Below are 15,482 nucleotides of genomic sequence, written 5' to 3'. Positions count from 1 at the left end.
CCCCCTATGAGTTATGCGATTGTGCCGCGGCGCTCCGTCGATTGCAGGTGGGTGTGTCTGGTACTGGAACCGCCTACGATGGCTAGCGGGGAAGTATGTCTCGTCCTCACACCCCGGTGATCGGCCGGGGTAGACCTGCGAGGAGCTTTACTAAAAGTGCCAGCCATTCTCGACAAGATCCTTCGCGCCGGCGAAGGCAAGACTCTGCGGAAGCTCAAGCGCATCGCCGAGCAGGTCAACTCCATCGAAGAGGACTTCACGAGCCTGTCCGACGCCGAGCTCCGCGCACTGACCGCCGAGTACAAGCAGCGCCACGCCGAGGGCGAGTCCCTCGACGACCTGCTGCCGGAGGCGTTCGCGACCGTCCGCGAGGCCGCTCGACGAGTCCTCGGGCAGCGCCACTTCGACGTGCAGCTCATGGGTGGCGCCAACCTGCACATGGGCAACATCTCCGAGATGCGCACCGGTGAGGGCAAGACGCTCACCTGTACGCTTCCCGCGTACCTGAACGCCATTTCCGGCAAGGGCGTCCACGTCGTCACGGTCAACGACTACCTGGCCAAGCGCGACGCCGAGACCATGGGCCGCGTCCACCGCTTCCTCGGCCTGGAGGTCGGCGTCATCCTGGCGAACATGTCGCCGGAGGAGCGCCGCAAGCAGTACAACGCCGACATCACGTACGGCACGAACAACGAGTTCGGCTTCGACTACCTCCGCGACAACATGGCGTGGTCGAAGGAGGAGTGCGTCCAGCGCGGCCACAACTTCGCCATCGTGGACGAGGTCGACTCGATCCTGATCGACGAGGCCAGGACTCCGCTCATCATCTCCGGCCCGGGCGAGCAGTCGGGCAAGTGGTACCAGGAGTTCGCCAAGATCGTGCCGAGGCTGCGGCGCGGCACCGAGGGCAAGGACGGCGAGGAGAGCACCGGCGACTACGTCGTCGACGAGAAGAAGCGCACCGTCGGCATCCTCGAGGCGGGCGTGGAGAAGGTCGAGGACTTGCTCGGCATCGACAACCTCTACAAGCCCGAGCACACCCACCTCGTGCAGTTCCTCAACAACGCGCTCAAGGCCAAGGAACTGTTCAAGAAGGACAAGGACTACATCGTCGTCGACGGCGAGGTCCTGATCGTCGACGAGTTCACCGGTCGCGTCCTGCACGGCCGTCGCTACAACGAGGGCATGCACCAGGCCATCGAGGCCAAGGAAAACGTGAAGATCAAGGACGAGAACCAGACTCTCGCCACGATCACCCTCCAGAACTACTTCCGCCTCTACGAGAAGCTCGCCGGCATGACCGGTACGGCCACCACCGAGGCGAACGAGTTCCACCAGACCTACAAGCTGGGCGTCGTCCCGATCCCGACGAACCGGCCGATGGTCCGCAAGGACCAGCCCGACGTCGTCTACAAGAGCGAGGACGCCAAGTTCCAGGCGTGTGTCGAGGACATCAAGGCGCGCCACGAGAAGGGCCAGCCGGTCCTCGTCGGCACCACCAGCGTCGAGAAGTCCGAGAAGCTCTCGCGGATGCTCAAGCGCCAGGGCGTGCCCCACGAGGTGCTGAACGCGAAGAACCACGCCCGTGAGGCCGCGATCGTCGCCGAGGCGGGCCGTAAGGGCGCGGTCACCGTGGCGACCAACATGGCCGGTCGAGGCACCGACATCATGCTCGGCGGCAACCCCGAGTTCCGCGCGGACCTGGAGCTTCAGCAGCGCGGCCTGTCGCCCTCCGAGACTCCGGAGGAGTACGAGAAGGCCTGGCCCGAGGCGCTGGAGAAGGCGAAGGAGGCCGTCAAGGCCGAGCACGAGGAGGTCACCGAGGCCGGCGGCCTCTACGTGCTGGGCACCGAGCGGCACGAGTCGCGGCGCATCGACAACCAGCTCCGCGGTCGTTCCGGCCGTCAGGGCGACCCCGGCGAGTCGCGTTTCTACCTCTCGCTCGAGGACGACCTCATGCGGCTGTTCAACTCGGCCCGGGTCGAGATGATCATGACGCGGCTCAACATCCCGGACGACGTGCCGATCGAGTCGGGCATGGTGTCCAAGGCGATCGCCTCCGCGCAGCACCAGGTCGAGCAGCAGAACTTCGAGATCCGCAAGAACGTCCTGAAGTACGACGAGGTGATGAACCGGCAGCGCACGGTCATCTACGCCGAGCGGCGGCGGGTGCTGGAGGGCGCCGACCTGCACGAGCAGGTCCGCAGCTTCGTCACCGACGTCATCGACGACTACGTCAAGGGCGCCACCGCGGAGGGCTTCGCCGAGGAGTGGGACCTCGAGAAGCTGTGGAAGGCGTTCGGCCAGCTCTACCCGATCTCCTTCACCGTCGACGAGCTCATCGAGCGGATCGGCGGCGACCGGGAGGAGCTGACGGCGGAGCTCATCGCCGAGAAGGTCAAGGAGGACGCGCTCGCGGCCTACGACCGCCGCGAGGAGCAGCTCGGCTCCGAGGCGATGCGCGAGCTGGAGCGCCGGGTCATCCTCTCCGTGCTCGACCGCAAGTGGCGCGAGCACCTCTACGAGATGGACTACCTCCAGGAGGGCATCGGCATGCGCGCCTATGCCCAGAAGGACCCGCTGATCGAGTACCAGCGCGAGGGCTACGAGATGTTCGCCGCGATGCTCGACGGCATCAAGGAGGAGTCGGTCGGCTACCTGTTCAACCTCGAGGTCGAGGTGCAGGCCAACCCGATCGTCGAGGAGAACGCCGAGGACGACACGGCGCTCTCCGAGACCGGCTCGATCATCGCCCGGGCGCTGCGGCAGCCGTCGCGGCCGACGGAGATGGTCTACAGCGCGCCGGGCGAGAGCGGCGACGTGGAGGTCAGCCGGGTGCGGTCGACCCCCGAGCAGCGCGCCGCCTACGGCGACACCGAGCGCAACGCGCCCTGCCCCTGCGGCTCGGGCAAGAAGTACAAGCGCTGCCACGGCGACCCGCGCAACCAGCAGGCGTGACCTGACCTGAGAACGGACCCCGCCGGGCCTGCCCGGCGGGGTCCTTCGCGTCATGGGGGCGCCGGTCACGCGGTCTCGAACTCGGTGACCAGCCACTGCACGCCCTGCCGCTCCAGCCGTACGGCGAGTACGTGACTGCGCGGCCCGCAGTGGACGAGCAGGCACATCTCGATCGCGCCGTCGCGGGGGCGCTGCACATGGGGGAGGCCTGTCAGCGGCGGCCGCTCGGCGTCGATCATCTTGCCGGCCCGGACCAGTTCGCGGTAGGCCCGCTCGGTGAGCCGCCCGGCGACGGTCTCCGGGGGCCTGCGGCCCGCCAGGACTTCCGCGAGCGCCTGGCCGAGCCCACGCAGGCGGCGCTCGTCCGTGGGCGTGCCCGTACGGCGCGGGACCGGGGCCAGGGCGAGCGCGCCGTACGTGCCGGGGCGCGTGATGTGGCCGCCGCCGTCGCGCTCGTCGTACGGAGGATCGGCCGGGGGGACGGACGCGAGCCGTGGCAGGGGGACGGGCTTGGGCATCGGGACTCCGCTCTCGTGCGCCGTGAACCTGACGCCTAATAGAGGTTGCGGTCATCCCTCCTGATACAGGGCACGCCAACTTTGCCGAGTGGCGGGCCTTTGTGCCACCGTTCGTCCGGGAAATCCCCTCGGGTTGGCGTGATCCCCTCGAATTCGCGCAGGGTCTGATCGACGATTAACGGCATCCGCAACTGCGGGAAACACAACAGGGGCGCCCGGGATCACCGGGCGCCCCTGCTCCCTGAGAGGGGACGTGACGCGTCAGGCGCGGGCGCGCGCCGTGTCGGCGCTCTCCCCGGAGTCCACGTCGGGCTCCGGTTCGCGGCCGGGCGTCATGATGTTCAGCTTCTTGATGAGGAAGCTGAAGACCACGTAGTAGAGGACGAAGTAGACGACGCCGATCAGCATGATCAGCCAGAAGTTGTGCGTGTTGTCCTTCGTCGCGTTCAGGGCGGCGTCGATCGCGCCGGCGGAGAACCCGAAGCCGAGCCGCCCGTCGAGGGCCGCGACCAGGGCCATCGAGACGCCGGTGAGCAGCGCGTGCACGGCGAACAGGATCGGAGCCACGAAGATGAACGCGAACTCGATCGGCTCGGTGATGCCGGTGACGAACGAGATCAGGGCCGTGGAGATCATGATGCTGCCGATGGCGGCGCGGCGGTTCGGCGGGGCGGCCCGCCACATGGCGATCGCGGCGGCCGGCAGGCCGAACATCATGACGGGGAAGAAGCCCGCCATGAACGCGCCGGCGCCGTCCTGACCGGCGAAGTAGCAGTTCAGGTCGCCCGCGGCCTGGGTCGCGCCGACGGTGCACTCCGGCACGGTGAACCAGACGATCGAGTTGACGAAGTGGTGCAGGCCGAAGGGGATGAGGCCCCTGTTCACGATCCCGTAGATGCCCGCACCGAGCGTCGAGTGGGTGGCGAGCCAGTCGCCGAAGTTGGTCAGGCCCTGCCCGATCGGCGGCCAGATCAGGCCGAAGACGACGCCGAGGATCAGTCCGGCCAGCGCGGTGAGGATCGGCACGAAGCGGCGGCCGCCGAAGAACGCCAGGTAGGCGGGCAGCTTGGTCCGGTAGTACCGCTGCCAGAGGACGGCCGCGACGAGGCCCATGAGGATGCCGCCGAGCACTCCGGTCGGGTTGGCCGACGCGAGGTTGAGCGCTTCGGCCGGCTTGCCGTCCGCCCCCACGATGGTCTGCGCCACCTTCTTGTGCACCGCCGCGTCCGCGGAGGCGTCGAAGAACATCAGGTGGGTGACCCGGTCCCAGACGAGATAGCCGACCACGGCCGCCAGGGCGGTCGAGCCGTCGGCCCGCCGCGCGAAGCCGACCGCCACGCCGATCGCGAACAGCAGCGGCAGCGCGTCGAACAGGGCGCCGCCCGCGCCGCCGACGACCTGTGCGATCTTGTCGAGCGTCGCGTTGTCCGTACGGCCGAGGAGGTCGTCCTGGCCGATCCGGAGAAGGAGAGCCGCGGCGGGCAGCGCCGCGATCGGGAGCATCAGGGAACGGCCGATACGGGACAGCGCGGTCATCACCGCGTTCTGGTTCGAGGGCGCGGCCGGCAGGCCCGCGTCGGCGGAGGTGGAACTCATCGGGTGTTCCTCCAGGGTGGGGGGACTACTAGAGGCGTCTGGCCGGGGCTCCGAGGAGCGTCCGGAGCTGGTAGCGGTCGGCGCGGTAGGTGGAGACGCCGAGTTCGGCGCAGACCCCGCCGGCGAAGGACCGGCGCTGCAGTAGCAGCACGGCCCCGCCCCGGGGCAGTTTGAGCAGGTCGGCGTCGCTCGGATCGGCGACGCCGCCGTCGATGGTCAGCTCCCCGGCGTCCATGACGAGTCCGTAGCGCGACTCGAGCAGGGCGTACAGGGATCGTCCGGTCAGGTCGTAGGTGTCGAGATCGGGCGCGAGCGCGACCGGGATGTGGGCGCGCTCGATGCTCAGCGGTTCCCCGTCCGCCGTGCGCAGCCGCTCGATGAAGTGGACGGCGTCTCCCGGCTGGATGCCGAGCTGCCGTGCGAGGTGGGCACTGGCCCGGACCACCCGCCGGTCCAGGTCACGGGAGCCCGGCTCCATGCCGCGCGCCCGCATGTCGTCGGTGAAGGAGGTGAGTTGAAGTGCCAGCTCGATTTTCGGCCGGGCCACGAACGTGCCCTTGCCGGGGACCCGGTGCAACCGGCCCTCGGACACCAGGTGGTCGACGGCCTGCCGTACCGTCATACGGGACAGGTCGTAACGCTGGCTCAGGTCACGCTCGGAGGGGATCGCCGCGCCGATCGGCAGCTCGTTGCTCTCGATGAGGTCGAGCAGGATCTCCCGCAGCTGGAAATACTTGGGCACCGGGCTGTCCGGATCGATCTGGGCCACTGATCCTCCCCTCTCGCTCTGGATCGTCCGAATAAGTTAAGGTTCTTACTGGTCTAGTCCGGACTAGACCACAGCCGGGAAATGTGTGTCAATGTATGGGCCGGCGACGGATCGATAACGGACAAATCTCGCCAAGCAAGGGATGATCATCGATGACGACCAGAATGCGCGGTGAGATCGCCGAGCAGCCCGCGGCGATCCGGGCGACGCTGGACGCCCTTCTCCCGAGGACCGGCGACGTCGAGGCGGTCGCGCGCGGCACCCGCCACCTGCTGTTCGTCGCCCGCGGGACCTCGGACAACGCGGCGGTCTACGGCCGCTACCTGATCGAGTCGCGGGCGGGCCGGATGGCCGCGATGGGCGCGCCTTCCGTGGCCACCACCTACCGCCGCAGGCTCGACCTCGACGGGGTGCTGGCCGTGGGCCTGTCCCAGTCCGGCCGTACGGAGGAGATCGTCGAGACCCTCCAGTGGGCGAAGGACTGCGGCGCGAAGACCGTCGCGATCACCAACGGCGGCGAGGAGTCGCCGCTGGCCCAGGCCGCCGACCTCGCGCTGTGCACGCTCGCCGGCGAGGAGAAGGCCGTCCCGGCCACGAAGACCTACACGACCCAGCTCGCGGCGCTGGCCGTGCTCGCGATCGGCCTCGGCGCCGACGTGAACCCCGACGACCTGCGCAGGGTGCCGGACGCGGTGGAGAAGCTGGTCTCCGACCCCGGCGACCTTGACGCCGTGGTCGAGGGCCTGGCCGACAAGCCCGGCGTGGTCGTCTCCGGCCGCGGACTGGCGTTCTCGACCGCGCTCGAGCTGGCGCTCAAGCTCAAGGAGGCGTGCTACCTGCACGCCATGGGGCTGTCGTACGCCGATCTGCTGCACGGACCGATCGCGGTCGTGGACGCCGAGACCCCGGCGATCCTGGTGGCGGCGGGGCAGGGCCCGACACTGGCGGGCACGGTCGCGCTGGCCGAGCGGGTCACCGGCGCGGGCGCCGCCGCCTTCGGCGTCGGGGGTGGCGAACGGCTCGCCGCCGCCTCGACCGCCGCACTGAACGGTCCGGACCTGCCCGAGTGGGTGGCTCCGTTGGGACTCATCGTCCCCGGGCAGTTGCTCACCGAAGCGCTCGCGCGCAGGCTCGGAATCGACCCCGATTCCCCCCGCGGTCTGAAAAAGGTCACCCAGACCGACTGAACAACAGGAGGATCCCCCATGGCTGCAGACGCCGAGGCGATCATCGCCGGGCTCGGTGGCGCCGACAACATCATCGAGGTGGAGCCGTGCATCACCCGGCTGCGCACCGAGGTGCACGACGCCTCCAAGGTGGACCAGGCCGCGCTCAAGGCGGCCGGCGCCCACGGAGTGATGGCGGCGGGCAACGTCGTCCAGGTCGTGGTGGGCCCCGAGGCCGACACCATCGCCAGCGACATCGAGGACATCATCGGCTGACTCGGGAGGTCACGGCAGGTCCGCCGCTGTCCGGCGGACCTATCGGTGACGCCTGCCCGGTCCCAGGGAAGGGCGCTTCATTGACGACTGTTCTCGCCCCGGTCGCGGGGGCGGCCATCGGCCTGGCCGCCGTGCCGGATCCGGTGTTCTCCCAGGCGATGGTCGGTCCGGGGACCGCGATCGACCCCGTACGCGGGCCCGTCGAGGCCGTGGCCCCGATCAGCGGCACCATCGTGAAGCTGCACCCGCACGCGTACGTCGTGGTGGGGGACGACGGCAGAGGCGTGCTGGTGCATCTCGGCATCGACACCGTGCAGCTCAAGGGCGAGGGCTTCCGCCTGCTCGCGGCCGAGGGGGACCGCGTCGGCGCGGGACAGCCCGTCGTGGCCTGGAACCCCGCCGCCATCGAGGCCGGCGGCCGCTCGCCGGTCTGTCCGGTGGTGGCGCTCGACGCGCCGGCGGACGCGGTGGGGAAGGTCGCCGAGGGCGGCGTCGACGCGGGCGACGCGCTGTTCGAGTGGTCGTGATGCGCTGGTGATGGAGGCCGCGCTCTTCGACCTCGACGGTACTTTGATCAACACGGAGATCCGCAGCCTGGCTCTGTGGCGGATGCTCCTGGACAACCACGGGATCGTCTACGACGAGACGCTGCTGCGGCGGGTCATGGGCCGCCGCGGGGTGGACGTCGTTCCCGAGGTGCTGCCCGGCACGGATCCGGAGGTCGTGCTGGAGGAGATCCGCTCCTACTATGACCATCCGGACCTGCCCGACATCGTGCCGGTCCCGGGGGCGGCCGCGCTGGTGTCCCGGGTCGCGGAGCAGGGCGCTCCGCTGGCCCTGGTCACCTCGGCCCAGCGATGGTGGGCGGTGGAACGGCTCACCGACATCGGCGTCGTGGAGGTGGTACGGACCATCGTCTCCGCCGAGGACGTGAGCGTGGGCAAGCCCGACCCGTCCGGATACCTCCTGGCAGCCGACCTGCTCCAGGTGGACCCGGCGAAGTGCGTGGTGTTCGAGGACTCGCTCGCCGGGATCGCGGCGGCCCGGGCGGCGGGTATGACCTGCGTTGCGGTGGCCACCACCCATCATCCGGATGAACTGTCGCACGCGGATCTGGTAATCCCCGATATGTCGGGTATTGACTGGCCCTTGACGGAACTACCGGCGGTCTAGACCACCGCCGCAGGAGGAGGAAACGTGGCCGAACGCACAGTCAGCGTCACGTCCGAGGTCGGTCTGCACGCCCGGCCGGCGGCGACGTTCGTGCAGACCGCGGCGAAGGTGCCCTTCGACGTCACCATCGCGAAGGCGGGCGGCGCGCCGGTGAGCGCGAAGAGCATCCTGTCGGTTCTGGCGCTCGACGTACGGCAGGGGGAGTCGATCGTCATCAGCGCGGAGGGCGAGGGAGCCGAGGAGCTGCTCGACGAGCTCGCCCAGATCGCCTCGGCCTCCTGACGACGATGGACGGGCAGCGGAGGACGGGGACGACGGCGGGGGACGACGACGGCGCGCGGTCGCCGAGCGGCACTGTGCTTGCCGGCACTGTGCTTGCCGGCACGGGAGTCAGCCCCGGCGCCGGGTACGGCCCGGCGCATCTGCTCGTGGGAGAGATCCCCGAGCCCGACAAGGACGCGCGTCACGACGGCGACGCCGCCGCCGAGCGCGCCCGCGCCGAACGGGCGGTCGAGGAGGTGGCCGCCGACCTGGAGGCGCGCGGCGCCAGGGCGGGCGGCGAGGCCCAGGAGGTGCTCGGCGCGCAGGCGCTGATCGCGCGCGATCCGAGCCTGGCCGTGGAGGTCGGCGAGCTCGTCGACCGCGGCGTGGCCGCCCCGCGCGCCGTCTTCGACGCGTTCGGCAAGTATCGGGACCTGCTCGCGGCGGCCGGCGGCTACCTGGCCGAGCGCGTGGCCGACCTCGACGACATCCGCGACCGGGTGATCGCCGTGCTCACCGGCCTGCCCATGCCCGGCGTGCCGACCGGCGCCGGCGAGCCGTTCGTGCTCGTCGCCAAGGACCTCGCCCCGGCCGACACCGCGCTGCTGTCGAAGGACGTGGTCGCCGCGTTCGTCACCGAGCAGGGCGGGCCGACCAGCCACACGGCGATCCTCGCCCGCTCGATGGGCGTGCCCGCCGTCGTGGGCTGCGCCGGCGCGACCGCGATCGCCCCCGGCACCCCCGTGCTGGTCGACGGCGCCTCGGGACAGGTGCTGCTCGCGCCCGGCCCGGCCCGCGTGGCCGAGGCCCGCGCCGCCGACGAGGCGCGGCGCGCGGCGCTCTCGGCGGCCACCGGCCCCGGCACGACCGCCGACGGCCACCCCGTGCCCCTGCTCGCCAACATCGGCGGCCCCCGCGACCTGGAGAGCGCGCTGGCCAACGGCGCCGAGGGCGTCGGTCTCTACCGCACCGAGTTCCTCTTCCTCGACCGCGAGACCGCGCCGTCGGTGAGCGAGCAGGAGGAGGCCTACCGGGCGGTGTTCGAGGCGTTCCCGGAGGGCCGGGTGGTGGTGCGCACGCTCGACTCCGGCGCCGACAAGCCGCTGGCGTTCCTGCCGCCCCCGGAGGAGGAGCCGAACCCGGCGCTCGGCGAGCGCGGCCTGCGCATGTTCCGCCGGTATCCGGAGATCATGACCGCCCAGCTGGGCGCGCTGGCCGGGGCCGCGGCGGGCGTCTCGGCCAAGGTCCAGGTCATGGCGCCCATGGTGGCCACCGTGGAGGAGGCCGAGTGGTTCGGCGAGGCCTGCCGTACGGCGGGGCTCGACGGCGCGGGCATCATGATCGAGGTGCCGTCGGCGGCGCTGCGAGCGGCGGACCTCATCCGGGCCGTCGACTTCTTCTCGATCGGGACCAACGACCTCACGCAGTACGCGCTCGCGGCCGACCGCCAGGTCAGCGCCGTCGCCGGGCTGCAGGATCCGTGGCATCCGGCGGTGCTCGACCTGATCGCGATGGCGGCCTCGGCGGCCACCGCGGCGGGCAAGGGCTGCGGGGTCTGCGGCGAGGCCGCCGCCGATCCGGTGCTCGCCTGCGTGCTCGTCGGCATGGGGATCACCTCGCTGTCCATGGGCGCCCCCGCGCTGCCCTGGGTGCGCGCGGCCCTGTCGCGGCACACGCTTGCGCAGTGCCGTGACGCCGCCGCCGCGGCGCGCTCGGCCACCTCGGCGCCGGACGCCAAGGCGGCCGCCCGCGTGCGGCTGCCGGGCCTGGACGCGCTCGCGCTCTGACTCCTCGGCATGCCGGTTCCTGGCCCGGTCGCTGCCGGGGCACGGATACGGTAAAGAACGTGCCACGAATCAGACACGGTGTCGTCATGCTCGCCCTTCTCGCGACCGGGTGCTCGTCCGTGTCCCCCGCGGCCGTGTCACGGACCTCTGTGTCGTCGGCCGCACCGTCGTCGTCGGAACCGTCGTCGGCGGCACCGTCGCCGTCTGGGGCCGAGTCCCCGTCGGCGTCGCCCGAGGCCCGGCCCTCCGGCGCCCGGGCCGAACGGACGCTCGCGGCGATGAGCCTGCGGGACAAGGTCGCGCAGCTGTTCACCATCGTGGTCTGGGGCCCGAAGGCCGGGGCGGCGAGCAAGGAGAACGAGGCGCGGTACGGCGTGGCGACGCCGGCGGAGGTGGTGGAGAAGTTCCGCCCCGGCGGGGTGATCCTGTTCGACTGGGCGGGCAACGTCTCCTCCGCGGACCAGGTCGCCGCGCTCACCACCGGCCTGCGCGAGGCGGCGGCCGGGTCGGGCGAGGCGCCGCTGATGATCGGCGTGGACCAGGAGAACGGCCTGGTCTCCCGGCTCAAGCCGCTCGTCACCAAGCTCCCCGGCGCGTCGCAGATCGGGGCGACCGGCAAGACGGCGAACGCGCGCGACGTCGCCAAGGTGACCGGTGCGGAACTGCGCGATCTCGGCATCTCGCTCGACTTCGCGCCGGTCGCCGACGTCAACATCAACCCCCGCAACCCGGTCATCGGCCCCCGCGCGTACGGCTCCGACCCGAAGAAGGTGGCCGCGATGGTCGGGGCCGCCGTCGACGGCTTCCACGCGGCGGGCGTGGCCTCGGTAGCCAAGCACTTCCCCGGCCACGGGGACACCTCGGTCGACAGCCACTCGGGCCTGCCGGTCATCACGCACTCGAAGACGCAGTGGCGGAAGCTGGACGCGCCGCCGTTCCGCGCGGCGATCGAGCACGGCGTGGACGCGATCATGTCGGCGCACGTGGTGATGCCGAAGCTGGACCCGTCGGGCGACCCCGCGACGCTGTCCCCCCGCATCCTCACCGGCCTGCTCCGCGAGGAGCTCGGCTTCGACGGTGTCATCAGCACCGACGCGCTCGACATGGCCGGGGTGCGGAAGAAGTACGGCGACGCCGAGGTCGCCGTACGGGCCGTCCTCGCCGGGGCCGACATCCTCCTCATGCCGCCGAACCTGCCCAAGGCGTACGACGCCGTCCTCGACGCGGTGAAGTCGGGACGGATCTCCGAGCGCAGGATCGACGAGTCGGTGCTGCGGATCCTGCGGCTGAAGGACAAGCGCGGCGTCTTCGGGCCGATCCACACCGATCCCGGCGCGCTGAAATCCGCCGCGCACCTCGAAATCGCCCATCGCGTCTTCGCCGCCGCCGGATGACCAGGCGTGCGGGCCGCACGACCTAGTATTTGAGGCACGTCGGCTGGGAGGCGCGGTGCTCAAGGGTGTGCTGATCGACTGGGGCGGGGTTCTGACCACGAGCCTGGCCGAGTCCGTCGCGGAGTGGATCGAGGCGGACCGGATCGACCCCCGGCATTACCGGGAGGTGATGCGCGCCCTGGTCGCCCAGGCGTACCGGGCGGGCGCCGAGCCCGGCGCGGACAACCCGATCCACGCGCTGGAGCGGGGCGAGATCCCCGTCCTCGAGTTCGAGCGCGCCCTGGCGGCCCGGCTGGTGACCCTGGACGGCGGGCCGCCGGAGGCCGACGGCCTGCTGGCCCGGATGTTCGCCGGTTTCCGGCCGGTCGAGGAGATGAACGACATGCTGCGCCTGGCCCGCGCGGCCGGTTTCAGCACCTGTCTGGTGTCCAACTCCTGGGGCGACCACTACGCGCGTGAGGGCTGGGAGGCCATCTTCGACGCGGTCGTCATCTCGGGCGAGGTCGGCATGCGCAAGCCCGAGGAGCGGATCTTCCACCACGCGCTCGGCCTGCTGGGGCTGGAGCCGGGGCAGTGCGTGTTCGTCGACGACATCGAGGCGAACATCCTGGCCGCCCGCGCGATCGGCCTCGTCGGCGTCCACCACGACGAGCCCGCGGCGACCATCGCCGAGCTGGAGCGCCTGTTCGGCCTGCCTCTCCGCGAGACCGGCACCGCCCGCCTGTAGCCCGAACCACAGAACGAGTCGAGGAACGCATGCGCGTGTATCTGCCGTCCACGATTCCCGCGCTGGCGCGCGTCGTCGCCGCGGGAGAGCTGGGCCCGGCCCCGCTGACCGGCTTCGCGGTCACCCCCGCCCTGATCGAGTGGTACGTCTCGGGGGACACCGAGGAGCTGGAGTACGTCGCGCTGACCGAGGCCGCCCGGGCCTCCCTGCGCATGCTGGCCGCCGATCGCAAGGACGGCGTCGAGGTGGCCGCACGGCGGATCGTGATCGCGGCCGAGGTGCCCGACGAGACCGTGAAGGCCGGCGCCGACCTGGAGGAACGCGCCCGCGTCCGGGTGCTGGAGCCGGTACCGCTGCGGCTGGTCGCCGCGGTGCACGTGGACGACACGGACGCGGTGCCGGACGTGGAGGCGGCGATCGCGGCGCTGCCGGCGGCCGACACCGGGGACGACGACGCGCGGTTCGTCGTGGACGGTGTGGAGGACCACGAACTGCTGTGGTACGCCACACAGGAGATCCCCGATCTGCTCACCTGACCCACGGCGTTCATGGATATGTCACACCCGGCGTCTAAGCTGGGGGGCGAGATGACACACATTGTTTGGGACTGGAACGGGACGCTCTTCCACGACATCGACGCCGTCGTCGGCGCGACCAACGAGCTCTTCCAGTCGTATGGCCTCGGGCCGTACGACGCGGAGGGCTTCCGCGAGGTGTACACCCGCCCCATCTGGGTGGCGTACGAGCGGATGCTCGGCCGGCCGCTCAGGGAGGGTGAGTGGGAGCTGCTCGACGCGGGCTTCCACGATCACTACCACCGGCTGATGGATGCGTGCAGCCTCGCCGAGGGGGCGCTGTCGAGCCTGCGCGCCTGGGAGGAGTCGGGCCGCACGCAGTCGCTGCTGTCCATGTGGGGCCACGAGCGGCTGGTCCGCAAGACCGGCGAGTTCGGCATCGACGGCCACTTCACCCGGATCGACGGCTCGCGCTCGGCGACCGGCGGCCACAAGGCCGAGCACATGGTCGAGCACCTGCGCGCGCTCGGTGTCGACTCGGCGAAGGTCGTCGTCATCGGTGACAGCGTGGACGACGCCCACGCGGCCCAGCACGTCGGCGCCCGCGCGATCCTCTACACCGGCGGCATGACCAGGCGGTCGGAGCTGGAGGGCGTCGGCGTGCCCGTGGTCGACTCACTGGCCAACGCCCTCGACCTCGTCTGAGCTCAGCCGCTCCCCAGGCGTTCCTCCTCCAGCAGCCAGCAGCCAGCGGCGCTCGGCGCCGTGCGGCGGCCGTGCGGTCGCGGATGTCGGCTTGAATGTGCCCCTGTAGAGGTAACGCTGTGGAGGTAACGCTGTGGATGTGCCGGTGTGGATGCGGCGCCCGCCGTGTGCGGGCCGTACGCTGGGCACGATTCACACCGCACCCCCACGGAGGCCCCGATCAACCGCCTCGTTCTCTGGAACATCGACCTCACACTCGTCGACGTCGCCATCGTCACCCGCGACGCCTACGCGGACGCGTTCCGGATGGTGACGGGGCGGCCGCTGGTGAAACTCGCACCGGCGCTGGGCCGCCCCGATTCGGAGATCATCTTCGAGACGCTGGCGGTCAACGGCATCGCCGTCGAGGACGACCACCTGCCCAGGTTCATCGACGCGCTGGCCGTCAGCTTCGCGGAGCGGCGCGGGCGGCTGGCCAAGGACGGCCGCGCGCTGCCGGGAGCCAAGGACGCGCTCAAGGCCGTCTCCCGCCTCGACGGCGTCGTGCAGTCGGTGCTCACCGGCACCATCAAGAGCAACGCCGTGCACAAGCTCAAGGCGTTCGGGCTGGACAAGTGGATCGACGTCGAGGTGGGCGGCTACGGCGAGGAGGTCTACCCGAAGGCCACCCTGCTGCAGGTGGCCCAGGGCCGGGCGAAGGCCGGGTACGGCGTCGCCTTCACCGCCGGCAACACCGTGCTCATCGGCGACTCCACCCGTGACGTCCAGGCGGCGAAGATCGGCGGCGCGGCCATGATCGCGGTGGCGTCGGGCCGGTCCACGGCCGCCGAGCTGCAGGAGGCGGGCGCCGACATCGTGCTGCCCGACCTGTCCAACCCCTCCGAGGTCGTCGCCGCCGTCGCCCGCCTCACCACCTCGGCCGACCGTACGGCCCGCTGACGCGGTTCCGGGCTCGGGGCGGGCAGACCGGTCTCCGCGGGCTCCGCCGGGTGAAAGTTACACGTCGCGTGCCACGGCGTCCGGCATCGGCGCTGCATGCCGGCGGCCGGCGCGCGGAGGGTTGCCAGGCGTTCCTCCGCAACGTGCAATGCGAGTGTCTGATCACGACCTTCTCCAGAGGAGATCACGTGCGTCACCGACTCGCAGCCCTGCTGATCCTCGCCACGGCCGTCGTCGTCCCGGCCGTGGCCTCGGCCGCCCCCGCGAGCGCCTCGACCCTCCAGCGCGTCTACTCCAGCCTGCCCTACTCGTTGTGCATCTCGTGGGGACAGTCGGGCTACCAGAACGGCCAGTGGGGCACCTGGTGGTGCAGCACGCATCAGCCGCAGAACGACCCCTCGAACCCCACCTACGACCTGTGGGCGTACGTGAACTGACTCGGGCCGTCCGCATGGCCCGCAGGAATCGGGCCGCGACCTGCGCGCCGGGCCGCTCGTGTTCCCCCGGCGCGCTCGGCGCGGGACTGAACGTTTCAGTGCCGCGGCCTGGTTCCTTTCGGCCGCCGATCGGCTCGCCGGGTTGGCGGGCGGTCGCGTTCGCCCAGGCTGAGGCGGCCGTCGGCGCTACGCACGACCGGTCGCCGCGGCGATGACGAACACACCGGGTCCTGCACCGTGGACGTCGCACCTGGGGGCCGC

At 71.0% G+C, this 15,482-nt stretch carries 16 protein-coding genes; 13 read left to right on the top strand and 3 right to left on the bottom strand.

What is annotated here, in order from left to right:
• Positions 1 to 156: 156 nt before the first annotated feature.
• Entirely contained in the window at positions 157 to 2,958 is a 2,802-nt protein-coding gene (secA, locus tag ACWEQG_RS08940) for a preprotein translocase subunit SecA (protein WP_452283130.1), read from the top strand.
• A 65-nt stretch (positions 2,959 to 3,023) separates the two neighbouring features.
• Here secA and ACWEQG_RS08935 read toward each other — a convergent pair whose 3' ends face one another.
• From ACWEQG_RS08935 to ACWEQG_RS08925, 3 genes are all read right to left on the bottom strand, one after another.
• Complete coding sequence (locus tag ACWEQG_RS08935) at positions 3,024 to 3,476, bottom strand: Rv3235 family protein (protein ID WP_452283128.1); 453 nt, start codon at positions 3,474 to 3,476, stop codon at positions 3,024 to 3,026.
• Positions 3,477 to 3,737: 261 nt separating this feature from the next.
• Positions 3,738 to 5,072, bottom strand: coding sequence for a PTS transporter subunit EIIC (locus tag ACWEQG_RS08930; protein ID WP_452283127.1), 1,335 nt, complete (start codon positions 5,070 to 5,072; stop codon positions 3,738 to 3,740).
• A 28-nt stretch (positions 5,073 to 5,100) separates the two neighbouring features.
• Positions 5,101 to 5,841, bottom strand: a complete 741-nt coding sequence (locus ACWEQG_RS08925) for a GntR family transcriptional regulator (RefSeq protein ID WP_363460906.1) — start codon at positions 5,839 to 5,841, stop codon at positions 5,101 to 5,103.
• 152 nt (positions 5,842 to 5,993) lie between these two features.
• Here ACWEQG_RS08925 and ACWEQG_RS08920 point away from each other — a divergent pair, with 152 nt between their 5' ends.
• The 12 genes from ACWEQG_RS08920 (at position 5,994) to ACWEQG_RS08865 (ending at position 15,221) form a co-directional block, all read left to right on the top strand.
• On the top strand, positions 5,994 to 7,028 hold the full coding sequence (locus ACWEQG_RS08920; protein ID WP_452283126.1) for an SIS domain-containing protein: 1,035 nt from the start codon (positions 5,994 to 5,996) through the stop codon (positions 7,026 to 7,028).
• An 18-nt stretch (positions 7,029 to 7,046) separates the two neighbouring features.
• Positions 7,047 to 7,283 carry a glucose PTS transporter subunit EIIB gene (locus ACWEQG_RS08915; RefSeq protein WP_030509331.1) on the top strand — a complete coding sequence of 79 codons (237 nt, stop codon included), beginning with the start codon at positions 7,047 to 7,049 and terminating at the stop codon, positions 7,281 to 7,283.
• A gap of 80 nt (positions 7,284 to 7,363) precedes the next feature.
• The gene (locus tag ACWEQG_RS08910) at positions 7,364 to 7,810 is read left to right on the top strand and encodes a PTS sugar transporter subunit IIA (RefSeq protein WP_363460910.1); all 447 of its coding nucleotides are present in this window, start codon (positions 7,364 to 7,366) and stop codon (positions 7,808 to 7,810) included.
• 10 nt (positions 7,811 to 7,820) lie between these two features.
• Positions 7,821 to 8,456 carry an HAD family hydrolase gene (locus ACWEQG_RS08905; protein WP_363460912.1) on the top strand — a complete coding sequence of 212 codons (636 nt, stop codon included), beginning with the start codon at positions 7,821 to 7,823 and terminating at the stop codon, positions 8,454 to 8,456.
• 24 nt (positions 8,457 to 8,480) lie between these two features.
• Complete coding sequence (locus ACWEQG_RS08900; RefSeq protein WP_363460914.1) at positions 8,481 to 8,738, top strand: HPr family phosphocarrier protein; 258 nt, start codon at positions 8,481 to 8,483, stop codon at positions 8,736 to 8,738.
• A gap of 5 nt (positions 8,739 to 8,743) precedes the next feature.
• Positions 8,744 to 10,504 (top strand): phosphoenolpyruvate--protein phosphotransferase, encoded by a 1,761-nt coding sequence (gene ptsP, locus ACWEQG_RS08895; RefSeq protein WP_452283124.1) that lies wholly within the window; start codon positions 8,744 to 8,746, stop codon positions 10,502 to 10,504.
• Between the two features lie 278 nt (positions 10,505 to 10,782).
• Entirely contained in the window at positions 10,783 to 11,898 is a 1,116-nt protein-coding gene (gene nagZ / locus ACWEQG_RS08890; RefSeq protein ID WP_452283122.1) for a beta-N-acetylhexosaminidase, read from the top strand.
• A gap of 55 nt (positions 11,899 to 11,953) precedes the next feature.
• Positions 11,954 to 12,625: an HAD family hydrolase gene (locus ACWEQG_RS08885; RefSeq protein ID WP_452283120.1), complete on the top strand. Its 672-nt coding sequence runs from the start codon at positions 11,954 to 11,956 to the stop codon at positions 12,623 to 12,625.
• Positions 12,626 to 12,654: 29 nt separating this feature from the next.
• Positions 12,655 to 13,161, top strand: coding sequence for a DUF6912 family protein (locus ACWEQG_RS08880; protein ID WP_363460922.1), 507 nt, complete (start codon positions 12,655 to 12,657; stop codon positions 13,159 to 13,161).
• A 51-nt stretch (positions 13,162 to 13,212) separates the two neighbouring features.
• Positions 13,213 to 13,845 (top strand): HAD family hydrolase, encoded by a 633-nt coding sequence (locus tag ACWEQG_RS08875; RefSeq protein ID WP_363460924.1) that lies wholly within the window; start codon positions 13,213 to 13,215, stop codon positions 13,843 to 13,845.
• A 219-nt stretch (positions 13,846 to 14,064) separates the two neighbouring features.
• Complete coding sequence (locus tag ACWEQG_RS08870) at positions 14,065 to 14,784, top strand: HAD family hydrolase (RefSeq protein WP_452283915.1); 720 nt, start codon at positions 14,065 to 14,067, stop codon at positions 14,782 to 14,784.
• 188 nt (positions 14,785 to 14,972) lie between these two features.
• Positions 14,973 to 15,221 carry a hypothetical protein gene (locus ACWEQG_RS08865; protein ID WP_150930351.1) on the top strand — a complete coding sequence of 83 codons (249 nt, stop codon included), beginning with the start codon at positions 14,973 to 14,975 and terminating at the stop codon, positions 15,219 to 15,221.
• The last annotated feature ends 261 nt before the right edge of the window (positions 15,222 to 15,482 follow it).

This window comes from Microbispora sp. NPDC004025 (assembly GCF_053604425.1).
The sequence above is the reverse complement of the archived record's forward strand: the minus strand, read 5'-3'. Positions and strand labels throughout refer to the sequence as shown.